The sequence below is a fragment of the Pseudomonas sp. LBUM1679 genome, assembly GCF_059695565.1.
The window spans coordinates 5,763,951-5,788,391 of sequence record NZ_CP166774.1 but is presented as its reverse complement, the minus strand read 5'-3'; the positions used below and the strand labels follow the sequence as shown (position 1 = coordinate 5,788,391).

General features: G+C 61.0%; 17 protein-coding genes and 3 pseudogenes. 2 read left to right on the top strand and 18 right to left on the bottom strand.

Going from position 1 to position 24,441, the window contains the following annotated elements:
• The first annotated feature begins 43 nt into the window (after positions 1-43).
• Positions 44-1,102 (top strand): quinolinate synthase NadA, encoded by a 1,059-nt coding sequence (gene nadA / locus ACA062_RS26380; RefSeq protein ID WP_138968921.1) that lies wholly within the window; start codon positions 44-46, stop codon positions 1,100-1,102.
• 95 nt (positions 1,103-1,197) lie between these two features.
• On the opposite strand, the gene ACA062_RS26375 is transcribed toward nadA, so the two are convergent.
• From ACA062_RS26375 to arcD, 12 genes are all read right to left on the bottom strand, one after another.
• Positions 1,198-1,686 carry an RDD family protein gene (locus ACA062_RS26375; RefSeq protein ID WP_497453672.1) on the bottom strand — a complete coding sequence of 163 codons (489 nt, stop codon included), beginning with the start codon at positions 1,684-1,686 and terminating at the stop codon, positions 1,198-1,200.
• A 97-nt stretch (positions 1,687-1,783) separates the two neighbouring features.
• Positions 1,784-1,996 (bottom strand): cold-shock protein, encoded by a 213-nt coding sequence (locus ACA062_RS26370; protein ID WP_003175786.1) that lies wholly within the window; start codon positions 1,994-1,996, stop codon positions 1,784-1,786.
• 414 nt (positions 1,997-2,410) lie between these two features.
• Positions 2,411-3,535 carry a glycine cleavage system aminomethyltransferase GcvT gene (gene gcvT, locus ACA062_RS26365; protein ID WP_497453671.1) on the bottom strand — a complete coding sequence of 375 codons (1,125 nt, stop codon included), beginning with the start codon at positions 3,533-3,535 and terminating at the stop codon, positions 2,411-2,413.
• A gap of 38 nt (positions 3,536-3,573) precedes the next feature.
• Positions 3,574-4,950 carry an L-serine ammonia-lyase gene (locus ACA062_RS26360; RefSeq protein WP_497453670.1) on the bottom strand — a complete coding sequence of 459 codons (1,377 nt, stop codon included), beginning with the start codon at positions 4,948-4,950 and terminating at the stop codon, positions 3,574-3,576.
• Between the two features lie 203 nt (positions 4,951-5,153).
• A complete protein-coding gene (gcvP, locus tag ACA062_RS26355; RefSeq protein WP_497453669.1) occupies positions 5,154-8,006 on the bottom strand; it encodes an aminomethyl-transferring glycine dehydrogenase in 2,853 nt (950 codons plus the stop codon).
• Between the two features lie 11 nt (positions 8,007-8,017).
• Positions 8,018-8,401, bottom strand: coding sequence for a glycine cleavage system protein GcvH (gene gcvH / locus ACA062_RS26350; RefSeq protein WP_497453668.1), 384 nt, complete (start codon positions 8,399-8,401; stop codon positions 8,018-8,020).
• Positions 8,402-8,854: 453 nt separating this feature from the next.
• Positions 8,855-10,363 carry a transcriptional regulator GcsR gene (gene gcsR / locus ACA062_RS26345; RefSeq protein WP_497453667.1) on the bottom strand — a complete coding sequence of 503 codons (1,509 nt, stop codon included), beginning with the start codon at positions 10,361-10,363 and terminating at the stop codon, positions 8,855-8,857.
• A gap of 219 nt (positions 10,364-10,582) precedes the next feature.
• On the bottom strand, positions 10,583-10,936 hold the full coding sequence (locus ACA062_RS26340) for a DUF5064 family protein (protein WP_497453666.1): 354 nt from the start codon (positions 10,934-10,936) through the stop codon (positions 10,583-10,585).
• 65 nt (positions 10,937-11,001) lie between these two features.
• Positions 11,002-11,931 (bottom strand): carbamate kinase, encoded by a 930-nt coding sequence (arcC, locus tag ACA062_RS26335; protein ID WP_497453665.1) that lies wholly within the window; start codon positions 11,929-11,931, stop codon positions 11,002-11,004.
• A 187-nt stretch (positions 11,932-12,118) separates the two neighbouring features.
• The gene (locus ACA062_RS26330) at positions 12,119-13,129 is read right to left on the bottom strand and encodes an ornithine carbamoyltransferase (RefSeq protein WP_497453664.1); all 1,011 of its coding nucleotides are present in this window, start codon (positions 13,127-13,129) and stop codon (positions 12,119-12,121) included.
• A gap of 67 nt (positions 13,130-13,196) precedes the next feature.
• A complete protein-coding gene (gene arcA / locus ACA062_RS26325; RefSeq protein ID WP_497453663.1) occupies positions 13,197-14,453 on the bottom strand; it encodes an arginine deiminase in 1,257 nt (418 codons plus the stop codon).
• Between the two features lie 34 nt (positions 14,454-14,487).
• Positions 14,488-15,915: an arginine-ornithine antiporter gene (gene arcD / locus ACA062_RS26320; RefSeq protein ID WP_497453662.1), complete on the bottom strand. Its 1,428-nt coding sequence runs from the start codon at positions 15,913-15,915 to the stop codon at positions 14,488-14,490.
• 327 nt (positions 15,916-16,242) lie between these two features.
• On the opposite strand from arcD, the pseudogene ACA062_RS26315 reads away from it, so the two are divergent.
• Positions 16,243-16,355: pseudogene (locus ACA062_RS26315) on the top strand (IS110 family transposase); the annotation flags it as partial.
• Positions 16,356-16,437: 82 nt separating this feature from the next.
• Here ACA062_RS26315 and ACA062_RS26310 read toward each other — a convergent pair.
• The 6 genes and pseudogenes from ACA062_RS26310 to ACA062_RS26285 all read right to left on the bottom strand — a co-directional run bounded on the left by ACA062_RS26310 (position 16,438) and on the right by ACA062_RS26285 (position 24,242).
• The gene (locus ACA062_RS26310) at positions 16,438-17,787 is read right to left on the bottom strand and encodes a CoA transferase (RefSeq protein ID WP_497453661.1); all 1,350 of its coding nucleotides are present in this window, start codon (positions 17,785-17,787) and stop codon (positions 16,438-16,440) included.
• Between the two features lie 196 nt (positions 17,788-17,983).
• Positions 17,984-18,508 (bottom strand): annotated as a pseudogene (locus ACA062_RS26305) (methyl-accepting chemotaxis protein); the annotation flags it as partial.
• A gap of 333 nt (positions 18,509-18,841) precedes the next feature.
• A pseudogene (locus ACA062_RS26300) lies at positions 18,842-19,849 on the bottom strand (methyl-accepting chemotaxis protein); the annotation flags it as partial.
• Between the two features lie 538 nt (positions 19,850-20,387).
• Positions 20,388-20,783 carry a YbaN family protein gene (locus tag ACA062_RS26295; protein WP_497457499.1) on the bottom strand — a complete coding sequence of 132 codons (396 nt, stop codon included), beginning with the start codon at positions 20,781-20,783 and terminating at the stop codon, positions 20,388-20,390.
• A 174-nt stretch (positions 20,784-20,957) separates the two neighbouring features.
• On the bottom strand, positions 20,958-21,566 hold the full coding sequence (locus ACA062_RS26290) for a biliverdin-producing heme oxygenase (RefSeq protein WP_497453660.1): 609 nt from the start codon (positions 21,564-21,566) through the stop codon (positions 20,958-20,960).
• A gap of 111 nt (positions 21,567-21,677) precedes the next feature.
• On the bottom strand, positions 21,678-24,242 hold the full coding sequence (locus ACA062_RS26285; RefSeq protein ID WP_497453659.1) for a TonB-dependent receptor: 2,565 nt from the start codon (positions 24,240-24,242) through the stop codon (positions 21,678-21,680).
• Between the last annotated feature and the right edge of the window lie 199 nt (positions 24,243-24,441).

The following is a 24,441-nucleotide window of genomic DNA, read 5'->3' as shown; positions in this document are numbered from 1 at the left end:
TATACTCGACTTTCGCGCGAAAGCGCCTGCAGGTCTTGCGAACATGACGCAGATTTCCGAACGCCTACTGGTTCAAGCCCACCTCGACGCCAAGCAGCCCAAGCCGCTGACGGCCGAAGAAGAGGCTTACTATCGCACCGCCATTGCTGCCGAGCTCAAGGCTCAGGACGCGGTGCTGGTTGCGCATTTCTATTGCGATCCGGTCATTCAGGCCCTGGCCGAAGAAACCGGTGGCTGCGTCTCCGACTCGCTGGAGATGGCCCGCTTCGGCAATGCTCATCCGGCCAAGACCGTGGTGGTCGCCGGTGTGAAGTTCATGGGCGAGACGGCCAAAATCCTCAATCCTGAAAAACGCGTGCTGATGCCGACCCTGGAGGCCACCTGCTCCCTGGACCTGGGTTGCCCGGTGGACGAGTTCTCGGCGTTCTGCGATCAGCACCCGGAACGCACGGTGGTGGTGTATGCCAACACCTCGGCGGCGGTCAAGGCGCGGGCGGACTGGGTGGTGACGTCCAGCTGCGCGCTGGAGATCGTCGAGAGCCTGATGGATAACGGCGAAACCATCATATGGGGGCCGGACAAGCATTTGGGCACCTACATCCAGCGCCAGACCGGTGCGGACATGTTGCTGTGGGACGGTGCCTGCATCGTTCACGAAGAGTTCAAGTCCAAGCAGCTCGAAGACATGAAGGCGCTGTACCCGGATGCCGCGATCCTGGTGCATCCGGAATCGCCGACGGCGGTGATCGAACTGGCGGATGCCGTCGGTTCCACCAGTCAGCTGATCGCGGCAGCGCAAAGCCTGCCGAACAAGACGCTGATCGTCGCCACCGACCGCGGCATCTTCTACAAGATGCAGCAGCTGTGCCCGGACAAGGTCTTTATCGAAGCGCCAACGGCCGGTAACGGCGCAGCGTGCCGCAGTTGCGCACATTGCCCGTGGATGGCGATGAATACCCTTGAGCGCACGCTGAAGAGCTTGAAGGAGGGGACGAATGAGATCTTTGTCGATCCGGCGTTGATTCCGCAGGCGATTCGGCCGTTGAAGCGGATGTTGGACTTTACCCAGGCTGCGCGGATGAAGTTGGCCGGTAACGCTTAAGGGCAAGATCAAAAGATCGCAGCCTTCGGCAGCTCCTACAGGGGATCGTATTTCAATGTAGGAGCTGCCGCAGGCTGCGATCTTTTTTGTGGCCGTTACTTGGTTTTCTTTGGGATACGCACCAGCTGGGTGTCGGAATACATGTCATGCCAGCTGCGCTTCTGCTTGTCGAAAAGCGACCAGAAGAACCCCAGCCCGACGCATAGCAAGGACCCGATCGACACCACAAAGCGCAACAGCGCCTGCCACAGGCTTATGGAAGTGCCGTCGGCGTTCTGCACGCGGATGCCCCAGACCTGCATGCCCAGGGTCTGGCCAGACCAGGTCCAGAATTTGGCGAAGAAGCCGAACAGCACGAACAGCAGCACCGTCGACAGCAACGGGTCACCGTCCAGTGCGCCGGCTTCGGTCAGGGCGCGCATTTTGTCTTCGCCGATGATCGAAATCTGGATGAGCTTGTAAATGCCGCTGGTGACGATGAGCAGGGCGGTACACAGCAAGAAATCATAAAACATCGCTGCCAGACGACGCCCCAGGCCGGCGGCGGGAAACTCGCCCTGGGGTTTGAGCAGGTGTTTCGACATGGCAGGGCTCTCGGCGGAAAAAAGAAGCCATTTTACGGATTTATGCGCACAAAAAAGCCCCTGATGTCACCATCAGGGGCTTTTTCGTAACAGAAGGTTAGGCTTCCGCCTGTACCTCGTCAGCCTGCATGCCTTTCTGGCCTTGCACAGCAACGAAAGTCACTTTCTGGCCTTCTTTCAGGCTCTTGAAGCCGTTGCCCTGGATGGCGCGGAAATGCACGAACAGATCCGGACCGCTTTCAGGAGTGATAAAACCAAAACCTTTCTCGTCGTTAAACCACTTGACGGTACCGCTCTGACGTTGGGACATTTCTTATTTCCTTTGACGCAAAAAATTAATGACAGTCTCCTTCTCATGAAAGAGTACTGGGGCTGGTTGCAGGAGAGTAAGAAGACGTCGAACGGGATGTAGCTAACTTGTAGGCTACTGCCCAGGTCACGATTCCAAGCGACCCATGCAAACACAGTGAACAAACTCTACGCCAACTACGGGAGAAAAAACAAGCCCTGTGCACACCCCGTATTTGCTGGCGTCGGCGCGCATAGGCCGCAACTAGTGCCGGCTTATGCGTTAGCGCTGTTCAGTTGTTTTCAATCGTTATAAGCAAGGTTCATAAACGAAGCTTAGAGCGGGCGGTATGCGGCGATATGCACTGTTTTATGGCGATTGCGTTACACATTAGTGCACTGTTAACGCAATCGCGTTACTTATAGAAACAGTCAATCAGCCACGGTAGTAGCGTTGTGGAACAAATGGCAATTTGCTTACAAGCAAAGGCACCTTTTTCCCACGGACGATCGCCCATACCGGCGTGTCGAGAGCGGTGTAGGCAGTGTCGAGATAACCCATGGCCAGCGGGCCACCCAGGGTCGGACCGAAACCGCCGCTGCAAACGGTACCGACGATGTCGCCTGCCTCGTTGACGATCTCTGCCCCTTCGCGCACTGGCGTGCGTTCCTGCGGCAACAGACCGACACGCTTGCGGCTGACACCGGCTTGCTGATGGGCGAATACGCTTTCAGCGCCAGGGAATCCACCGGCCCGCGCACCGTCGGCACGCCGAGGTTTGGAGATGGCCCACAGCAGGCTGGCTTCGATCGGGGAGGTCTCGGTGTTCATGTCGTGGCCGTAGAGGCACAGGCCGGCTTCCAGGCGCAGGGAGTCACGAGCGCCAAGGCCGATGGCCGCCACTTCGGGTTCGGCCAGCAGGGCGCGAGCCAGGGCTTCGGCGCTGGCGGCCGGGACGGAGATTTCGAAACCGTCTTCACCGGTGTAGCCCGAACGGCTGACAAAGCAATCTGCGCCCAGCAGTTGCACACGGGCAAACTGCATGAAGGTCATCTTCGCAACTGTAGGCGCCAGGCGTGCGAGCACGGTGACGGCAGCCGGGCCTTGCAGCGCGAGCAGGGCACGCTCTTCGAACAGTGGCTCGATGGTGCACTGGTCGCCGATGTGCCGCTGCAGATGCGCCAGGTCCTGATCCTTGCAGGCCGCGTTGACCACCAGGAACAATTCGTCGTTGCCCAGGTTGGCGACCATCAGGTCGTCGAGAATGCCCCCGGTCTCGTTGGTGAACATTGCGTAGCGCTGCATGCCCACCGGCAGGTCGATGATGTCCACTGGCACCAGGGTTTCCAGGGCTTTGGCGGCATTGGCGCCGGTCAGGTGGATCTGGCCCATGTGCGAGACATCGAACAGCCCGGCCTGCTCACGGGTGTGCTGGTGTTCTTTCATCACGCCCAGCGGATATTGCACCGGCATGTCATAGCCGGCGAACGGCACCATGCGCGCGCCGAGTTCGATGTGCAGTGCGTGCAGCGGGGTTTTCAGCAATGGTTCGGTGGACATATTCAGCTCCTGAAAAAGTGTGCGGATGCGCGTGAGCATCAGCACTCGATAATGTTGACCGCCAAACCGCCACGGGCGGTTTCCTTGTATTTGCTTTTCATGTCGGCGCCGGTCTGGCGCATGGTGCGGATGACCTTGTCGAGGGACACAAAGTGCTGGCCGTCGCCGCGCAGGGCCATGCGTACCGCATTGATCGCCTTGACCGAGCCCATGGCATTGCGCTCGATGCACGGCACTTGCACCAGCCCGCCGATTGGGTCGCAGGTCAGGCCGAGGTTGTGTTCCATGCCGATTTCGGCGGCGTTTTCCACTTGTTGCACGGTGCCGCCGAGGACTTCGCACAAGGCGCCGGCCGCCATCGAGCACGCCACACCGACCTCACCCTGACAGCCGACTTCGGCGCCGGAGATCGAGGCGTTTTCCTTGTACAAAATGCCGATGGCGGCGGCAGTCAGCAGAAAGCGCACGACGCCGTCTTCGGTGGCGCCGGGGATAAAGCGCATGTAGTAATGGAGCACGGCCGGGACGATTCCCGCTGCACCGTTGGTAGGCGCAGTGACAACACGTCCGCCGTTGGCGTTTTCTTCGTTGACCGCCAGGGCGTACAGGTTGACCCAGTCCAGCACCGAGAGCGGATCGCGCAGTGAAGACTCCGGGTTCTTGCACAACTGCCGATGCAGCGCCGCCGCCCGGCGTTTGACCTTCAGGCCGCCGGGCAGGATGCCTTCGTTGCGGCAACCGGCAGCGACGCAGTCCTGCATGACTTGCCAGATGTTCAGCAGACCGGCGCGGGTTTCCGCTTCCGGGCGCCAGGCACTTTCGTTGGTCAGCATCACCTGGCTGATCGACAAGCCGTAGGTGCTGCAGTGACCGAGCAGGTCCTTGGCGCTTTTGAACGGGAAGGTCAGTTTTGTTGCGTCTTCGACGATCCGGTCGGCGCCGGCGGCGTCTTCATCGACGACGAAACCGCCACCGACGGAGTAGTACTCGCGGCTGCGGACCTGTAGGCCAGCGGCGTCGAATGCGCGAAAGATCATGCCGTTGGGGTGATAGGCCAACGGTTTGCGGATCATCGCCAGGTGTTCTTTTTCGTTGAATGCAATGCTGTGTTCGCCGAGCAGGTTCAAGCGACCGCTGCCGCGAATCTCTTGCAGGCGAGCGGCGACAGTTTCGGTGTCCACGGTGTCGGGGTGTTCGCCTTCCAGGCCGAGCAACACCGCCTTGTCGCTGCCGTGGCCTTTACCCGTGGCGCCGAGGGAACCGTAGAGCTCGATTTTGACGCAGGTGGTCGCGGCCAGCAGCCCTTCACGGCGCAAGCCTTCGGCGAAACGTGCAGCAGCACGCATCGGGCCGACGGTGTGGGAACTGGAGGGGCCGATGCCAATCTTGAACAGGTCGAACACGCTTAAAGCCATGGTTGTTCTCCGGTTTTCTTGTTGTAGGAATTGGCGGAATCTTTTGACTGGACACGGTCCTGTGGGAGCTGGCTTGCCTGCGATGGCGGTGGTTCAGTCGCCAACAATATTGCCTGACAGGCCGCCACCGCAGGCAAGCCAGCTCCCACAGGTTTTGTGGTGTTCTTGAGAACGAGGGGCGGGATCAACCGCCCCCTCATTGGTTAAGCGTAGCTTTCGATCGACGGGCAGGCGCAAACCAGGTTGCGATCACCAAACACGTTGTCGACCCGGCCGACCGGTGGCCAGTATTTGCCTTCGATCAGCGACGCGACCGGGTAGACCGCTTGCTCGCGGCTATACGGATGCGTCCACTCGCCCACCAGTTCCGCTGCAGTGTGCGGGGCGTTTTTCAGTGGGTTGTCGTCCTTGTCCAAGGTGCCGTTTTCCACCGCGCGAATTTCTTCGCGGATGCGGATCATGGCGTCGCAGAAGCGGTCCAGCTCTTCCTTGGATTCGCTTTCGGTCGGCTCGATCATCAGCGTGCCGGCGACCGGGAAGGACATGGTCGGGGCATGGAAGCCGAAGTCGATCAGGCGCTTGGCGACGTCATCGACACTGATGCCACTGCTGTCTTTCAATGGACGCAGGTCGAGGATGCATTCGTGCGCCACCAGACCGTTGCTGCCGGTGTACAGCACTGGGTAATGCTCTTCGAGGCGACGGGAAATGTAGTTGGCATTGAGGATCGCCAGCTGCGAGGCGCGCTTGAGGCCGGCACCTCCCATCATCCGGATGTACATCCAGGTGATCGGCAAAATGCTTGCGCTGCCGAACGGTGCGGCGCAGACCGCGCCTTGCTTACGCTCCATCTGTGCGTGGCCCGGCAGGAACGGTGTCAGGTGCGACTTGACGCCAATCGGGCCGACGCCCGGGCCGCCACCGCCGTGGGGAATGCAGAAGGTCTTGTGCAGGTTCAGGTGCGACACGTCGCCGCCGAACTTGCCCGGTGCGCAGAGGCCGACCATGGCGTTCATGTTGGCGCCGTCGATGTACACCTGGCCGCCATTGTCATGAATGATGCCGCAGATTTCACGGATGCCTTCTTCGAACACGCCGTGGGTCGAGGGGTAGGTGATCATCAATGCCGCGAGATGCTCGCGGTGCTCGATGGCCTTGGCCCGCAGGTCTTCGATGTCGACGTTGCCGCGGGCATCGCAGGCGGTCACGACCACACGCATACCGGCCATGTTGGCGGTGGCCGGGTTGGTGCCGTGGGCGGACGACGGGATCAGGCAGATGTCGCGGCGATCTTCGCCGCGGCTCTGGTGATAGGCACGAATCGCCAGGAGACCGGCGTATTCACCTTGGGAACCGGCGTTCGGTTGCAGCGAGATCGCGTCGTAACCGGTGGCGGCGCAGAGCATCGCTTCCAGCTCATCGGTCAGTTGCTGGTAACCGGCGCTTTGCTCGGCCGGGGCGAACGGGTGCAGGGCGCCGAATTCGGCCCAGGTCACCGGGATCATTTCGCTGGCGGCGTTGAGTTTCATGGTGCAGGAGCCCAGCGGGATCATGGTGCGATCCAGCGCCAAGTCCTTGTCGGCGAGCTTGCGCAGGTAGCGCATCAGCTCGGTTTCCGAGTGGTAACGGTTGAACACCGGGTGGCTGAGGATCGGCGACTGGCGCACCAGCGCGGCCGGGATCGTGGTTGGCACGGAGGCGGCGAGGGCGGCGAAGTCCGGCAGGGTTTTGCCGTCGGCCAGCAGGGCCCACAGGGCTTCCACGTCAGCTTGCGACGTGGTTTCGTCGAGGGACAGGCCCAGACGCTCGGCATCGACGACGCGCAGGTTGATCTGCCGGGCGCGCGCCTGGTCGTGCAGCTTGGCGGTGTTGGCGCCGGTCTTGATCGTCAGGGTGTCGAAGAAGCTTTCCTGCTCGACAGTCAGACCGAGTGTGCTCAAGCCTTGGGCCAGGATCGCGGTCAGGTGATGAATGCGGTTGGCAATCTGGGTCAGGCCTTTAGGGCCGTGGTACACGGCGTACATGCTGGCGATGTTGGCCAGCAGCACCTGGGCGGTGCAGATGTTGCTGGTGGCTTTCTCGCGGCGGATATGTTGCTCGCGGGTCTGCATCGCCAGGCGCAGGGCCGGCTTGCCGAAACGGTCCACGGAGACGCCGACCAGACGGCCCGGCATGTCGCGCTTGAATGCATCCTTGGTGGAGAAATACGCCGCGTGCGGGCCACCGAAGCCCAGCGGCACGCCGAAGCGTTGCGCACTGCCGATGGCCACGTCGGCCCCGAATTCGCCCGGTGGGGTCAGCAGGGTCAGGGCCAGCAGGTCGGCGGCGACGGCGACCAAGGCGTTGGCCGCGTGGAAGCGCTCGGTCAGTTCGCGGTAGTCGAACACATCACCGTTGCTCGCCGGGTATTGCAGCAGGGCGCCGAAGAACGGCGTCACGTCAGTCAGTTCTTGCTCGTCGCCGACCACCACGTCGATGCCCAGCGGCTCGGCGCGGGTGCGCAGCACGTCGAGGGTTTGCGGGTGGCAATGCACGGACGCGAAGAACGCGTGGCTGCCCTTGTTCTTGCTCAGGCGTTTGCAGAAGGTCATGGCTTCGGCGGCGGCGGTGGCTTCATCCAGCAGCGAGGCGTTGGCGATCGGCAGGCCGGTCAGGTCGCTGATCAGGGTCTGGAAATTCAGCAGCGCTTCGAGACGGCCCTGGGAAATCTCCGGCTGGTACGGGGTGTAGGCGGTGTACCAGGCCGGGTTTTCCAGGAGGTTGCGCAGGATCGGCGACGGCGTGTGGGTACCGTAGTAGCCCTGGCCGATGTAGGTCTTGAACAGCTGGTTCTTGCCGGCGATGGATTTGATCAAAGCCAGTGCGTCGGCTTCGCTCAAACCGTCGTCCATGCCGAGCACGCTGGTGCCTTTGATGCTTTCCGGAATGACGCTGGCGCTCAGGGCTTCCAAGGAGTCGAAACCGAGGCTGTTGAGCATGGCTTGCTCATCGCCTGCACGCGGGCCGATGTGGCGGGCGATGAATTCGTTGGCGGTTGTCAGGTGTACTTGAGTCATGTCGGCGCTCCTCAGGCTTCAGCGTTGGCTTTGATCAGGCGGTCGTAGGCGTCCTGATCCAGCAATTTGGCAACAGCCGAGGCGTCGGTTGGCTGGAAGCGGAAGAACCAGCCTTCGCCCAGCGGATCTTCGTTGACCAGTTCCGGGCTGCTGTCCAGCGCCGGGTTCACTTCCAGAATCTCTCCGTCCAGCGGCATGTACACGCCGCTGGCCGCTTTTACCGATTCCACGGTGGCGGCTTCAGCGCCTTTGTCGTAGGACTGCAGCTCAGGCAGTTGTACGAAAACCACGTCGCCCAGGGCATTCTGCGCGAAAGCGGTGATGCCAACTGTGACGCTACCGTCAGCTTCGGTGCGCAGCCATTCGTGATCTTCAGTAAAACGCAATTCGCTCATGGAAACTCCTAAGGGGGCCAGACTCGTCTGGTGGACGCGATGGGAATGCTGGGGCAATGCCCTGATTTATGAGTGGTTACTAAGCAAATTCGCGGCCAATGTTGTTTATTGCTTATAAATCAATGACTTGTGTGATTTTGTAAGGCGAGGTGAGGTATTGGCTGTAGCGAAATCGCTACAGCGCGAGGCGAAGAAAAAAGCCTAGATGGATCAAAGCCTTGCACAGCGGTGATCAGAGGAGAGTGTAACGATATCATTCCGCTGTAGCGCTTTCCGTACAGATGGAGGTCGCTTTTAAAGAGGCTTCTGGCTGACACAATCCCTGTGGGAGCGGGCCTGCCCGCGATAGCGTAGGGGCAGTCGCCATCGATGTTGCGTGTGCCGACGCCATCGCGGGCAAGCCCGCTCCCACAGGGATTCTATGGTGTTGGGAGGACTGTGTTTCAGCCAACGTTACGGCTTGTTGGGAATTCCGTACTTGCGCAACCGATGGGCGATGGCGGTGTGCGAAGTTTGCAGGCGGCTGGCCAACTGACGGGTCGAGGGATAGCTGACGTAGAGTTTTTCCAGCAGGTTTTTTTCGAACGCTTCCATCGCCTGTTCCAGGCTGTCGACTTCGCTGTCGCTCTGACGCGCCACGGAGGTGCCGGCGATGTCCAGATCGCCGATGTCCACCAGGCTGCTTTCGCAAATCGCTGCGGCGCGGAAGATCACGTTCTGCAGTTGCCGCACGTTGCCCGGCCAGCGGTTACCCAGCAATGCCGGATAGGTGCCCGGCGCCAGGCGACAGACCGGTCGCTGGATCTGCGCGCAGGCCTGCTGCATGAAATAGCGAGCCAGCAGCAAGATGTCCTGGCCGCGTTCGCGCAGCGGCGGGACTTCGACATTCAGGACGTTGAGACGATAGAACAGGTCTTCGCGGAATGAACCTTCGCTGACCATTTTTTCCAGGTCCCGATGGGTCGCGCTGAGGATCCGCACGTTGACCTTGACCTCGCGATCCCCCCCGACACGGCGGAAGCTGCCGTCATTGAGGAACCGCAACAATTTCGCCTGCAAGTAAGGCGACATCTCGCCGATCTCATCGAGAAATACCGTGCCCTGGTTGGCCAGCTCCATCAGCCCCGGTTTGCCGCCCCGTTGCGCGCCGGTGAACGCGCCGGGGGCGTAGCCGAACAGCTCGCTTTCGGCGAGGTTCTCCGGCAATGCCGCGCAGTTCAACGCCAGGAACGGTGAGCTGTGCCGGGCACTGATGGCGTGACAGGCACGCGCCACCAGTTCTTTGCCGGTGCCGGTCTCACCCTGGATCAACAAGGGCGCATCGAGAGCGGCCACTCGTTGGGCGCGGGCCTTGAGCGTTCGAATGGCCGGCGACTCGCCCAGCAACGCATCGAAACCCTCGGCATGGTCGTGATGCAGCGCCGAGAGACGTTCGCCAATGCGGTTCGGTTGATACAGGGTCAGCAAGGCGCCGGCATTGGTGATCGGCGTGGCGTCCAGCAACAGGGTCTGGCCATTGACGGTGATCTCGCGCAGCGGAAGACGGAAACCATGCTCCAGCAAAGCGTCAAGCAATACCGGATCGGCGAATAAGTCGGCGACACTTTCCCCGGCTGGTTCGCGACCGTAAAGGGCGATCAACGCCGGGTTGGCCAGCAATACCTTGCCGGCACTGTCCAAGGCCAGCACCGGGTCGGTCATGGCGGCGAGCAATGCATCGAGCTGCAGGTGCCGACGCTGCCCGGGAAGGATGTCGACCACCGTCACTGCTTGCACGCCACGTACACTGAACAGTGCATCGCGCAGCTCTTCGAGGACTTCCGGGCTCAGGGTCGGGGCGTCGATGTAGACGTTGGGCGGCACCATTTCCACCGCATCCAGGTTGAGATTGCGCCCACCGAGCAGGGCCAGGACTTCCTGGGTGATGCCGACGCGGTCGATGAAACTGACGTGGATACGCATGGGGCAGCTTTTGGGTCCTGGAGTGCGGAGGGTGGCAAGTATGCCTTGGGGCGGGGGGGCAGGTGAAATCCAATACAGGATTTGATGGCAACGATGATCCCTTGTGGGAGCGGGCTTGCCTGCGATGACGACGTGTCAGACAACATAGATGTTGAATGTTACACCGCCATCGCGGGCAAGCCCGCTCCCACAGGTTCGATGTTCAGCAAGGGAATCGGGTTATCCCAGGTGTTCGGGTTTGACCGGGTCCCCGGATTTGACATCCAGCTGCGCCCGCACGTCTTCAAACATCGCGTCATATTCCTTGTGCATCGAGCCGATGCTGGCTTCCTTGGGCAAGCCGTATTTTTGCGCGATACGCGTGGCATGCCGGGCGAAGTCGAAGGCCTGATCCTTGGGCAGGAAGAATTCTTCGTTCAGCTCCTTGTCTTCAACCGAGCCGTGCATCTTGAAGAGCATGCCTTCCTCGGGATCCTGGCTGACTGCATAGTCGATGCTCAGTTTGTAGCTGTAATCATCGTCGTTCAGCGCGTGGCGCTCGATGTGCAGGTGACCGGGCTCGAACGTGGCCATTGGCGTCTCTCCATCAAATAGGCATTGAATCAAGGCAGACCTCAGGCCTGCCCCCGGAGTTTCTTTTACTGGTAACTGATGCCAGGTGTCGCCGTGCTGATGCGGGTGCCGGCCTTGCCCTGGACGATCGCTTCGATGTCCGAAAGTGAACCGATCACCGCGACTTTTCCAGTATGGCGGGCGAACTCGCAGGCGGCCTGCACCTTCGGTCCCATGGAGCCTGCCGCGAAGCCGAGTTTCTCCAATTCGTCGGGGTGGGCTTGGGCAATGGCGTTCTGGGTCGGTTTGCCAAAATCGATGAAGGCGGCATTGACGTCGGTGGCGATCACCAACAGATCGCATTCCAGCTGTTCGGCCAGCAGCGCCGAGCACAGGTCCTTGTCGATCACAGCTTCCACACCCTCAAGCTTGCCGCTGGCACCGTACACCGTCGGGATACCGCCACCGCCGGCACAGATCACGATGCTGCCTTTTTCCAGCAGCCACTTGATCGGGCGGATTTCAAAGATGCGTTTCGGTCTCGGGCTGGCGACCACGCGCCGGTACTTGTCTCCGTCCGGGGCGATGGCCCAGCCTTTTTCCGCGGCAAGTTTTTCCGCTTCGGCCTTGGTATACACAGGGCCGATGGGTTTGCTCGGGTTCTGGAATGCCGGGTCGTTGGCGTCGACTTCGACCTGGGTCAGCAGGGTGGCGAAGGGCACTTCGAAGTCCAGCAGGTTGCCCAGTTCCTGCTCGATGATGTAGCCGATCATGCCTTCGGTTTCGGCACCGAGCACGTCCAGCGGGTAAGGCGAAACCTTGGTGTAGGCCGCTGCTTGCAGCGACAGCAGGCCGACCTGCGGACCATTGCCGTGGGCGATCACCAGTTGGTTGCCGGGGTGGATCTTGGCGATCTGTTCGGTGGCAATCCGGATATTGGCGCGCTGGTTGTCCGCGGTGAGGGGCTCACCACGGCGGAGCAGGGCGTTACCGCCCAGGGCGATGACGATACGCATAGTGCAGTCCTTCTAAACAGGAAAGTGGCAGGTAACTCGGTCTCCCTGTTGGAACTCGGTCAATGTGGGAGCTGGCTTGCCTGCGATGGCATCACCTCGGTCTGACAGATACACAGAGGCGATGCCATCGCAGGCACGCCAGCTCCCACAGGGTCCGTGTTCCTGCAGGAGGAGGCCGGGTGGGTCATCAGATATCCGCCAACGCCGACACCAGGATCGCCTTGATCGTGTGCATGCGATTTTCCGCTTGCTCGAAAGCGATGTTGGCCGGTGATTCGAAGACCTCTTCGGTCACCTCGACGCCGTTGGCCAGGTGCGGATACCGCGCGGCGATGTCCTTGCCGACCTTGGTTTCGCTGTTGTGGAAGGCCGGCAGGCAATGCATGAATTTCACCCGCGGGTTGCCCGAGGCCTTCATCATCTGCGTGTTGACCTGGTACGGCAGCAATTGCTCGATGCGCTCGTCCCACGCTTCCACCGGTTCACCCATCGACACCCAGATGTCGGTGTGGATGAAGTCGACGCCCTTGACCGCTGCTTTCGGGTCTTCGGTGATGGTGATGCGCGCGCCGCTTTCCTCGGCAAACGCCTTGCACTGATCGATGAAATCCTGATGCGGCCACAGCGCTTTCGGTGCGGCGATGCGCACGTCCATGCCCAGTTTGGCGCCGATCATCAGCAGCGAGTTGCCCATGTTGTAGCGGGCGTCGCCGAGGTAGGCGTAGCTGATGTCATGCAGCGGTTTGTCGCTGTGTTCGCGCATGGTCAGGGTGTCGGCGATCATTTGCGTCGGGTGGAACTCGGCGGTCAGGCCGTTGAACACCGGAACCCCGGCGAACTTGGCCAGCTCTTCGACGATTTCCTGTTCGAAGCCGCGGTACTCGATGGCATCGAACATCCGCCCCAGCACGCGGGCGGTGTCTTTCATGCTTTCCTTGTGGCCGATCTGCGACGACACCGGGTCGATGTAGGTGACGTGGGCGCCCTGGTCATGGGCCGCGACTTCAAAGGCGCACCGGGTGCGGGTCGAGGTTTTTTCGAAGATCAGCGCGATGTTCTTGCCTTGCAAGTGCGGGCGCTCGGTGCCGGTGTACTTGGCGCGCTTGAGGTCACGGGACAAGTCCAGCAAATAGTGCAGCTCGCGGGTGGTGTGGTGCATCAGCGACAGCAGGCTGCGGTTGCGCATGTTGAAAGCCATTGGGATCTCCTTGGGTTTCGGTTATCCGCCCGCTTCGCGCCTTGTGAGGGCGAAGCAGGCACAGTCATTAATAGTCGACAGGATCGCGAACGATCGGGCAGGTCATGCAGTGGCCGCCGCCACGCCCGCGACCGAGTTCGCCGGCGCTGATGGTGATGACTTCCACTCCGGCCTTGCGCAACAGGGTGTTGGTGTAGGTGTTGCGGTCGTAGCCGATGACGACTCCCGGCTCCAGGGCCACCACGTTGTTGCCGTCATCCCACTGCTCGCGTTCGGCGGCGAAGCTGTTGCCGCCGGTTTCCACGACCCGCAATGCAGGCAGGTTGAGGGCCTGGGCCACGGTGTCGAGGAGGCTGGCTTCTTCGCGACGGATGTCGATGCCACCCGGTTTGCTTTCATCAGGGCGCAGGGTGAACGCCACAATCTGGTTCACCACTTCCGGGAAGATGGTCACCAGGTCGCGGTCGCAGAAGCTGAACACGGTGTCCAGGTGCATTGCTGCGCGGGATTTCGGCAGCCCGGCGACAATGATTCGTTCCACGGCCTTGTGCTTGAACAAGTTGACCGCAAGCTGGCCAATGGCCTGGCGGGACGAGCGTTCGCCCATGCCGATCAACACCACGCCATTGCCGATCGGCATCACGTCGCCGCCTTCCAGGGTGGCATTGCCATGCTCCTGATCCGGATCGCCGTACCAGATCTGGAAGTCGGCGTTGGTGAACTCGGGATGAAATTTGTAGATGGCGCTGGCCAGCAAGGTTTCCTGGCGCCGCGCCGGCCAGTACATGGGGTTGAGCGTTACGCCGCCGTAGATCCAGCAGGTGGTGTCGCGCGTGAACTGGGTGTTGGGCAGCGGCGGCAGAATGAAACTGGAGTGGCCGAGGAAGTCGCGGAACATCTCGATGGTCTTGCCGCCGAAACTGGTCGGCAGGTCGTCGGCCGACACTCCGCCGATCAGGAACTCGGCGGTCTTGCGCGGCTCGAGACTGCGCAGCCAGGAAGCGGTTTCGTTGACCAGGCCCAGACCCACCGAATTGGCGGTGATCTTACGCTCGAGGATCCAGTCCAGGGCTTCGGGGATGGCGACGATGTCGGTCAGCAGGTTGTGCATTTCCAGCACATCGACGTTGCGCTCGCGCATCTTGGTGACGAAGTCGAAATGGTCGCGCTTGGCCTGGGCTACCCACAGCACATCGTCGAACAGCAGTTCGTCGCAGTTGTTCGGGGTCAGCCGCTGGTGGGCCAGGCCGGGGGAGCAAACCATGACTTTGCGCAGTTTGCCGGCTTCGGAATGGACGCCGTATTTGACTTTATCCGTGCTCATTACCGTGTTCCTCCAGATGACAAAACAGTCGGTGTTACAGGGTCAGGAAACCGTCATACAGCCCGTAGGCCGCCACCAGGGCGCCCACGACGACCGCTGCGAAAATCAGCTTCTCGACGTTGGTGAAAACCGGTTTATTGACTTCAAGCCTGGCCTTGGCGAAGAGAATCGCACCGGGGGCGTAGAGCAGGGCAGACAGCAGCAGGTATTTGACGCCGCCGGCGTAGATCAGCCAGACCGCATAAATAAGGGCAACGGCACCGATGAACAGGTCTTTCTGGCGTTCGGCCACGGCGTTTTCATAGCTCTCGCCGCGCACCGCCAGCAGCAGGGCATAGGCCGCCGACCACAGGTACGGCACCAGAATCATCGAGGTGGCGAGGTAGATCAGCGACAGGTAAGTACTGGCCGAAAACAGCGTGATGACCAGGAACACCTGGACCATGGCGTTGGTCAGCCACAAGGCATTGACCGGCACATGGTTGGCGTTCTCCTTGCGCAGGAACGCCGGCATGGTGTGGTCCTTGGCGGCAGCGAACATGATTTCCGCACACAGCAGTACCCAGGACAGCAGGGCGCCGAGCAGGGAAATGATCAGGCCGACGCTGATCAGCGCTGCGCCCCATGGACCGACCACGTGTTCCAGTACGGCCGCCATCGACGGGTTCTGCAGTTTGGCCAGGTCCGGTTGAGTCATGATCCCGAGCGACAACACGTTCACCAGCATCAGAAAGAGCAGTACGGTAATGAAACCGATCACGGTGGCTTTACCCACGTCGCTGCGTTTTTCCGCCCGGGCCGAAAAGATACTCGCGCCTTCGATGCCGATGAACACCCAGACAGTGACCAGCATCATGTTGCGCACCTGGTTCATCACACTCCCCAGGTCCGGGTTTTTCAGGCCCCAGATGTCGGCTGTGAAGATGTCCAGTTTAAACGCGAACACCGCGATCAATACGAACAGCAGCAGCGGCACGATCTTGGCGACCGTCGTCACCAGGTTGATGAATGCCGCTTCCTTGATCCCGCGCAGTACGAGGAAATGCACCGCCCAGAGCAGCACCGAAGCGCCGATCACAGCCGCGACAGTATTGCCCTCGCCAAAAATGGGGAAGAAGTAGCCAAGGGTGCTGAACAGCAGAACGAAATAACCGACGTTGCCCAGCCAGGCGCTGATCCAGTAGCCCCAGGCAGAGGAGAACCCCATGTAATCGCCGAAACCCGCTTTGGCGTAGGCGTAGACACCACCGTCCAGATCCGGCTTGCGGTTGGCCAGGGTCTGGAAAACGAAAGCCAGCGTCAGCATGCCGACGGCGGTAATGGCCCAACCGATCAGCACGGCACCGACATCGGCACTGGCGGCCATGTTTTGCGGCAAGGAAAAGATGCCGCCGCCAATCATTGAACCGACCACCAGGGCGACCAGCGCGCCCAGCTTCAGTTTCCCGGGTGATTCAGACATTGCATGACTCCAATGCAGGAGAAGAGAGGCAACAGACTAGTTCTGTTGGCTGATCGATAAGCTGATATAGATCAGTGCGCGGGCACATTCCAATGTGAATGAAGGAGTTAGGTATCATTTATGGTTGGATCGCTGGAAAGGTCCTTTCCAGACAGCTCGGGTGCGAGGGGTATGAAGTTAGTTCGCTTTCAGGTTTTAGCAACTTTTGCGTCCCTGCAATGATTTATCAGGTGCATCCTTTTCATCGGTATTCATAGGTGAAAAGCTATAAAAAGAAATTCGTTGGCGTTATCTGGTAAATATTATTTTCATTTGCCTACTTAGTTAACTCAGGCATTGGTAGCCCTTGCCCGGAAACTCTGCCGGGTGGCATTCGCCCTGATGAAAAATCAGAGCGAATACCTATCAGCCTGAGAATTCAGGGTTGCCGAGCAACATAGAATCTCCCACATTTGACCGGGTTCGTTCAGGTAAACCCGGTCTACTGTGGGAGCGAGCCTGCTCGCGAAAGCAATCGGACAGTCACCACCACTGTGCGCGGTGGGAACCCAATTCAGCAGCCGGAAGCGCCCACTGCAACGGCGTCCCGATAATCTTCAGCGGCACCTGCAATCGATGCGCCGGCCCCCAGGGCGTCTGTTCAACCAACAATCCCTGATCGTTTTCCTCTTCCGCACGCAACGGCTCATCCGTCCCCGCGCCAGCCTCGATCAATAACTTCGCCGTCCGCGCCAGCGATAACCGCGCCGAGCCACCCTGTCCGCTGCTCAACCGCTGCGCCAATAGCCTGATCGCACTGGCCGCCATCAAATACCCGGTGGCATGATCAAGCGCTTGCAGGGGCAAGGGCGTCGGTTTGTCCGCGCGTTTCCATTGCATGCCCGCTTCGGCAATCCCGCTGCTCATCTGCACCAGGCTGTCGAAGCCACGACGGTTCCGCCACGGGCCGCTCCAGCCGTAGGCATTGAGGCAGACGTCGATCAGCCCGGGGGCCAATTGCTGACGTTCGGCGATGCCGTAACCCAGGCGTTCCAATGCATCGGCGCGGTAGCCATGCAGCAGGATGTCGGCGTCCTTGAGCAGGCTTTCGAACAGTGCGCGATCAGCCTTGTCATGCAAGTCCAGACGCGCGCAGCGTTTGCCCAGAGTGACTTCGGGTACCACGCCCGGTTCGTTCCAGGTCGGTGGGTCGATACGCAATACGTCGGCGCCAAGCCCGGCGAGAAAGCGGCTGGCAACCGGTCCGGCGAGCACTCGGGTCAAATCCAGCACCTTGATCCCGGCCAGCGGCTGCGCCACTGAACCTTGCCACGGTGTTGCGTTTTGACTGCTGTGGGCGGCGAACTGAATCAGCGGTTCGGCGTTCACGGCCTGACCTTGAGGATGGGCCTGCCACTGCGCCCAGGATCGCATCTCGGCAGCGCAGCCACCGGCATCGACCAGGGCCTGCTCCAGGTCGGTTTTGGCCCATGGGGCAACCTTGCCCGCCATCGCTGCGCGGTCGGCACAGGCACCCAGCACTTTTTCGGCAGCGGCGCGGTGATGGGGGGCGTTGGTGTGCAGGCGGATCCAGCCGTCCCTGGTCGCGTAGTCTCCCGCGACCGGATCCCACAGCGGTGGCACGCTCCAGCCCACCGGGCGGATCGACGTCGAGAACCAGAACGAGGCCAGGCGTCGGTCGACCTCGAGGTTGGGCAAGCGACCGGTTTGCTGATTGAGTAATTCGCTGATGGCCTGGCCGGCGGCGGCAATGCTGGCGCAGGCCAGGTCAGTCACGGCAAACGCCGAGGGCAGGGCGCCACCCGAGGTGAACGGGACAGTGGCGTGAGGCAAGCCGAGTGCGGCTTGAATGGACGTGAGCAGATCAGTCATCGAAGGCCCTCCGGAGCGAGAGCTCGAGCATAGATCAAAACGCAGACCGCCCGGCTGAAATCCCCGATTGCTGGCCGAACATCCGACCCTGTAGGAGCTGGCTTGCCAGCGAAGGCGGTGTATCAGCCGACATCTCTGTTGACGGACACTCCGCCATCGCAGGCAACCCGGTTCCCACAGCAAATGTGATGGGTTGCTACACCCGGAACTGATCCATCAACTTCATCTGCTGGGTGGTCAGGGCATTGAGGTGGCTGCTGATCTGCGCCGATTCGGTGGCTTGTCCGGTCAGGGTTTCGGTGACGGTGCGGATGGCCGAAACGTTGCGATTGACCTCTTCGGCCACGGCGCTTTGTTGTTCGGCGGCGCTGGCGATTTGCAGGTTCATGTCGCTGATCACGGTGACCGCGTCGCTGATTTTACTCAAGGCCTGCACCGCTTGCTGGATCTGCCCGGCGTTGCTGTGGGCCTGGGTCTGGCTCGAATGCATGGTGGCCACCACGTCGCGGGTGGCGCTCTGGATACGCTCGATCACCAGGCGGATTTCTTCCACCGAGTCTTGCGTGCGCTTGGCCAGGTTGCGCACTTCGTCGGCAACCACCGCAAACCCGCGACCGCTCTCGCCGGCACGGGCCGCTTCGATGGCGGCGTTGAGCGCCAGCAGGTTGGTTTGCTCGGCGATGCTGCGGATCACTTCCAGCACCGAGCCGATCTGTTCGCTGTTGACTGCCAGCGCTTCGACTTCAGTCACTGCCTTGCTGACTTCGTCGGCCAGCTGATTGATGTCGCGGGTGCTGCGCTCGATGATCGACAGGCCATCGCGAGCCGATTGGTCGGCACCTTTGGCGGCGTTGGCGGCGTTGGACGCGCTGTTGGCGACGTCATGAGCGGTGGCGCTCATTTCGTTGGACGCGGTGGCTACCTGATCGATTTCCCGGAACTGCAGCTGCATGCCTTCGCTGGTCTGGCGGGCGATCTCCGAGGATTGGTCGGCCGTGCCGCGGGCGTCGGTGATGCTCTGTTTGATCTGCGCGATGGTCGGCTGCAGCTTGTCGAGGAAGCGGTTGAACCAGTTGACCAGCTCGCCCAGTTCGTCTTTCTTGCTGTAGTGCAGGCGCTGAGTCAGGTCGCCGTCGCCGCTGGCGATCGCCTTGAGCATCTCGGCGACGCGGTTGATCGGCCGTGTCACGCCGGACGCGGTGAGCCAGATCAGCAACAGGCCGATCAGGCCGGCAACGACTGCCACCAGCAGCGCTTTGATTGTGCCGCTTTGCTGGGCGTCATCGAGTACGGTTTGCAGCTTCAGCGAGTCGGCCAGCAGCACGTGTTTCGGCAGGTCGATCACCACGCCCCAGGCTTTGGAGTCGGGGATCGGGCTGACCGGGTACACCGCACGGATCAGGTCGCCTTGCTGGAGAATTCTTGGTGTGCCCCCGCCGAGTAATTGCAGGACGTCCTTGCCGTCTGTCCCCAGGGTGTCACCGATGCTTTTGCCGACCTTGCTCGCGTCGACACTGTATCCGGCGAGCACACCGCTGCCAGAGACGATCAGCATGTGCCCGGCGTTGTTGAACAGATCACGCTGCGAATCGACAGCCGCCGCCTGCAACGCGTCGAGGGCGATGTCCACCCCGACCACGCCGATGGATCTGCCATCCACCAGCAGCGGTACGGAGATGGTGGTCATCAGCATTTCCTTGCCGGCGACCGTGTCGGCATACGGGTCCAGCAGGCAGGTGCGCTTGCTGTCGCGAGGGCAGGTATACCAGCTGTTATAAGGCGTGCCACTGAGGCTCAAGGTGGTCTTGGTCATGTCGTCTTCGACCATGATCGTATTGATCCCGGCACCGCCGGCACGGCTCCAGTAACTGGCGAAACGGCCGGCTTCGTTGGACTGGCGAGCCGCATCGTTGACGAATTCGCTGTCCTTGCCGTCCAGGCCGTCGGGTTCGAATGCCAGCCAGATCCCCAGCACTTTGCTGTTGCGCTCGAACGCGGTTTTCAGACTGTGGTTCAACTCTTCACGCAGGGCGCCGGCCTCCAGCGAATGCTTGGCGGCCATGGCGCGCATGTCCTTGATCTGATCGGCCAGGGCGGTCACTACCAGCAGGCTTTCGCCAAAGGTCTTCTGCACCCGTACCGCTTGCCCGGCCGCCTTGGCCTGAAGCAAATCCTGCACGCTGGCGGTGAACATCTTGCTGCTGGAGGCACTGACCAATTCATCGTTGCGATTGGTCTGGTAGATGTTCATGCCGACGATCAGCATGACCACGCCCAGCAAGCACAGGCCGGACAGCAGAACGATTTTCAGGCGGATGGAGAGAGCGTCGAACATGGGGCGAACTCGAGAATGGATGAGGTGTTGGCTGCAGGTCGGGGCCGACCCGGTTCGCCAAGTCCATTCAGCGCCATTCCTGAACCATCGGCGTGGGGCAGGTTTGCATGAGTAAAAGCCGATGAGCGGTCAGCAAAAGCATGTGCCTGGGGATTTTCGGCGTCTGTGCGGACGCTTTCTCGAGCAGACTCGCTCCCACATTGATCGATGTCACACAGGAGATTACCTGTGGGAACCTGCTCGCGAAGGCTGGCGCCCCGGCCTGTCAGGACGGCAGGGACAACCTTTCCGGCCGCGACCAGATCCACAAGTTCCCCAGGCTCATACCAGCGATTGCCAGGTAAATTGGCCAGCCATGCTCGAGCATGGCCAGCATTAGCCCGGCGCACAGCAGCATGCTGACGGTGGCGCTGACCTTGGCTCGACGGGCAATGATTCTGCCGTTGCGCCAGTTGCACAGGATCGGCCCGAACAGCCGATGGTTTTCCAGCCATGCACTCAGGCGCGGCGAACTTTTGGTCGCGGCCCAGGCGGCGAGCAGGATGAACTCGGTGGTCGGCAAGCCGGGTACGAGGATGGCGATCAGGCCAATGCCGAGGCTGATGTAGGCCAGCAGGCCAAAGAGGATGCGGGCGAGTCTGGAGGTGGCAGGCAGAGGCATGGGCTCGAGGGAATTTTTCAAGCTTGATCGGGATCCTGCAGGTTTGCTCGGTCCCTGTGGGAGCGGGCTTGCCCGCGATAGCGATGTGACATTCAGCATCTCTGTTGAATAGTAAGCCGCCATCGTCGGAACGCCGCCCGGGGCAAGCCCGCTCCCACAGGTGATTGCATTCAGTCAGGCGAGTTCGGGGGTGGTGGCATAGGCCTGTTCCAGCAACACGGTGAAGCGGTTGAATGCATCGATTGCACCTTTATCCACTTCGGCTTCTTCCTGAGCGCTGAACGCCAATCCATCGAGCGTCTTGACGAAGCTTTTCCAGCCTTCAGCACGGCCACCGGCGGGTTCGCCAAGGTGCCGGGCGCCGAAGGTTTCGCTCAAGCCCAGACCGACAGCACGCTTGATCAGAAACGCTGCGCCAAGCTTCGAGCCTTCCGAAACAAACAGCCAGCCCAAGGCTTCGGCGTTGGTTGGATGCTTTACGGCACCGGCGACCGGGGCTGGTACTTCGGTGTCCAGGTCCGCCAGGTCCGCCTTGGCCGCTTCAGCACGGCAGCGGGCCGGCAGGTCCGGGACGATGACAGTCAGTTCGGCATCGTTGTACAGCGATACCAGTTCCGACTGGAACAGGTATTGCGCCACCACGAAACGCGCGAAGTTGGCCTGGGTTTCAAACGGTGCGTGGGCTTTGACCAGGGCATCGAGTTTGGTGTGGGGCTCGTTGGTGATCTGGTTCAAGCGTTGCGAACGCAGAGCAGGGCGTTGAACAGTGTCCTGGGTGGTCATGAGAATCCTTGAGAAAAAGAGGCGCTTGGTAACGAGACGAATGGGCAGGCGCCGGACAGTAAAAAAACCTCACTGTGCGGCATTGAACACCGCGCAGCGAGGCGTGGAGGGTCAGATATCCCAGACCAGATTGATTGCGAAGTTGCGGCCTGGTTGAGTCAGGCGGTCGAGGTTGGCCGGTTGAGTCACCGAGGCTTCGCCGACGCTGTCGTAACCGCGCACGTCATCCCACTGCCAGTATTTTTTGTTGGTCAGGTTGTAGAGGCCGGCATTGATGGTCACATCGTCGGTCACCTTGTAGAACCCGGCCAGGTCGAGCACGCCGTAACCCGGGGTCTTGAACTGGGTGCTGGTGCCGTCGGGGCTTTTGAAGCTGGTGCTGTCGACGCGGGTCTTGCGCTTGACCAGTGTCCAGTTCAACTGGGCACCGTAGTTGTCCTGGTCATAACCCAGGCCGAACACGCCGGTCAGCGGGTTGATGCTGTTAAGCGGCTGGCCGCTGTCATCGTTACGGCCATACAGGTACGCCACCGAGCCTTGGGTATAGAGACCGGTCGGGGCTCCGAAACTATCCAGGTTCAGGCGGCCCTTGAACTCCAGGCCCTTGATGGTGGCATGCTTGATGTTGTTGCTCTGGAAGGTGGTCTCGGTGTAACCGGGAGTGATGGCATTCTCGTCGATGAAGTCGCGGTATTTGTTATAGAACACCGCCACATCGAAAGTGCCAGCCTCGAACTGGCCGCGCAGGCCTGTTTCATAGCTCTTGCTCTTTTCCGGCTCAAGGTCTGGATTAGGCGCGACCTGATAGCCGCCGGCCAGGTTTTCGAAACGACCATACAGGGCCTTGGCGGTCGGAGTACGGAAGCCTTCGGCGTACTGGCCATACCAGGTGTAGTGGTCGTTGAAGCTGTAGGTGGTGCCAAATTTTGGCGACAGGCGATGCCAGGTCTTGGTGTCGTCGTTCACCTCGCCGTTACCGCTCTGGTCGGCGGTGACCAGGAACTCGTCCGTGAGGTGTGGCTTGAGCTGGGTGTAGTCGTACCGTACGCCGGGCATGAAGGTCCAGTTGTTCCAGCTGATTTGATCCTGGGCGAACAGGCTATAGGTGCTGATAGTCGGATCCGGGAAATCGCTGGCCGGGGTCAGGGTGTCGGCGGCGCTGGCGGCGCCGACGGCTCGGCAGGCGCCAGACACGGTCAGGCAGGTGCCACTGCCGGTACGCAGGCCAGTGACTTTGTCCTGTTTGATGGTGGTGCCGTAGGTGACGACGTGGTCAGTGTCGGCGACGGCAAACGCCTTGTCTGCCTGGACGTCGAATACCCATTGGCGATCCTTGTAGGTGGTATCGCGGTTGCGCAGTACCGTGCGCGACGGCGCGTAGATTTCTTCGGTGCTCTGGTCAGTCTTGGCGATCTGGTAGTTCAGCGTCCACTTGATGTTGTCAGCCAGGGCGCTGTCCCGACCGAAGCTGTGCTCCAGGCCGAATCGTTCGCGGGTGACAGTATCGTTACCGGTGCGGGATTTGTAGAAGCCGAAACCGCGTCCCGCGTTGAACGGACCCCCCACTGCACTGAGCTGGTTGGTGTCGCGGTCGTCCTTGTAGTGCTCGTAGGTCAGCCCGAAGCGAGCATCGTCGGCGTAGTTCCAGCCCAACTTGGCCAGCACGTTGGTGGTCCGCACATCCTCGGGGTTGGCCTCGGTGCGGTTCAGCCCGGTACCGCCGGTTTCGCCGTAGGAGTCTGTTTCATGACCATTACGCTGACTCAGGTGCAAAAGGCCGTCGAACTCGCCGGTGCGGCCGGCTACGGTGCCGGAGGTCAGCCAGCTGTCGTCGGCCGAGCTGTAACCGGTTTTCAGGCGCGCGCCCACGTCCTTGCCAGGCTTGATGATGTCGTCCGGATCCAGCGTGTAGTAACTGACCGCGCCGCCGATGGCGTTGCTGCCGTACAGCACCGAGGCCGGGCCGCGGAGGATTTCCACTCGCTTGACGATTTCCGGGTCGACATAGTTGCGGTTGGTCTGGGCATACGGGCCGTTGAAGAAACTGTCGGGCACCTGCACCCCATCGACCTGGGTCAGGACACGGTCACCGTCAATGCCACGGATGTTGTAGCCGGTGATGCCGGCGCGCTGACCGGCGCCACCGACTGAAACACCTGGCTCGTAGCGCACCAAATCCTTGATGTTATTGACGTTGTTGCGGTCCAGCTCTTCGCGAGTGTAAACGGTCACCGTACTCGGCACGCTGTTCACGTCCTGTTCAGTACGAGTGGCGCTGATGGTCATCTGTTGCAGGTTGATGGCGCCGCCGCTGGCGCGCTTCTCCAGCACGATGTTGTTGGTGCCCAGTTTGCGATAGCTCAGGTTGGTCCCCACCAACAGGCGATCCAGGGCTTTCTCCGGTGGCAGGGCCCCCCGCACACCCGGCGAGGCCACACCTTGCGCCAGTTCGGCGGGCAAGCCGACTTGCCAGCCTGTCACCGCGGTAAAGGCATTGAGTGCCGAGACCAGCGATTGTTGAGGGATCGCGAACGAGTAATCGCCCATGTTGCGGGTCGGGTGCCCGTCGGCGGTGGCTGCCAAGAGCTGCGCGCTGCCGGCCATCAGGATGGCGGCGGTCAGCAGCGACAGCATGCGCGAAGGTGAAGAGGACTGGCGGGTAGGACGAGGGGACATCGAATAGCGCTCCGTGTCGCACGAATCTTTATAGGTGCTGATTGGCATTTGGAGATGCGAATCAATTGCATTGGCTATAACGAGACGAACGACCTTCGGCTATCGAGTAAAAATAATTGAGAACGCCCCTAGGGGGCGTTCTCAATTAGTTTCCCCTCCGCGCCGGGTCTGCTGTTGTGCAGGGCAAGGCGCGAGAAGC

Bases quoted from the DNA above. Each gene is read 5' to 3' on its own strand.
- ACA062_RS26360 (WP_497453670.1), bottom strand. From the start codon at position 4,950: ATGGCTTTAAGCGTGTTCGACCTGTTCAAGATTGGCATCGGCCCCTCC.
- nadA (WP_138968921.1), top strand. From the start codon at position 44: ATGACGCAGATTTCCGAACGCCTACTGGTTCAAGCCCACCTCGACGCC.
- arcC (WP_497453665.1), bottom strand. From the start codon at position 11,931: ATGCGTATCGTCATCGCCCTGGGCGGTAACGCCCTGCTCCGCCGTGGT.
- ACA062_RS26340 (WP_497453666.1), bottom strand. From the start codon at position 10,936: ATGGCCACGTTCGAGCCCGGTCACCTGCACATCGAGCGCCACGCGCTG.
- arcA (WP_497453663.1), bottom strand. From the start codon at position 14,453: ATGAGCACGGATAAAGTCAAATACGGCGTCCATTCCGAAGCCGGCAAA.
- ACA062_RS26290 (WP_497453660.1), bottom strand. From the start codon at position 21,566: ATGACCACCCAGGACACTGTTCAACGCCCTGCTCTGCGTTCGCAACGC.
- gcvT (WP_497453671.1), bottom strand. From the start codon at position 3,535: ATGTCCACCGAACCATTGCTGAAAACCCCGCTGCACGCACTGCACATC.
- arcD (WP_497453662.1), bottom strand. From the start codon at position 15,915: ATGTCTGAATCACCCGGGAAACTGAAGCTGGGCGCGCTGGTCGCCCTG.
- ACA062_RS26375 (WP_497453672.1), bottom strand. From the start codon at position 1,686: ATGTCGAAACACCTGCTCAAACCCCAGGGCGAGTTTCCCGCCGCCGGC.
- ACA062_RS26370 (WP_003175786.1), bottom strand. From the start codon at position 1,996: ATGTCCCAACGTCAGAGCGGTACCGTCAAGTGGTTTAACGACGAGAAA.
- ACA062_RS26330 (WP_497453664.1), bottom strand. From the start codon at position 13,129: ATGGCTTTCAACATGCGCAACCGCAGCCTGCTGTCGCTGATGCACCAC.
- gcvH (WP_497453668.1), bottom strand. From the start codon at position 8,401: ATGAGCGAATTGCGTTTTACTGAAGATCACGAATGGCTGCGCACCGAA.
- ACA062_RS26285 (WP_497453659.1), bottom strand. From the start codon at position 24,242: ATGTCCCCTCGTCCTACCCGCCAGTCCTCTTCACCTTCGCGCATGCTG.
- ACA062_RS26295 (WP_497457499.1), bottom strand. From the start codon at position 20,783: ATGCCTCTGCCTGCCACCTCCAGACTCGCCCGCATCCTCTTTGGCCTG.
- gcvP (WP_497453669.1), bottom strand. From the start codon at position 8,006: ATGACTCAAGTACACCTGACAACCGCCAACGAATTCATCGCCCGCCAC.
- gcsR (WP_497453667.1), bottom strand. From the start codon at position 10,363: ATGCGTATCCACGTCAGTTTCATCGACCGCGTCGGCATCACCCAGGAA.
- ACA062_RS26310 (WP_497453661.1), bottom strand. From the start codon at position 17,787: ATGACTGATCTGCTCACGTCCATTCAAGCCGCACTCGGCTTGCCTCAC.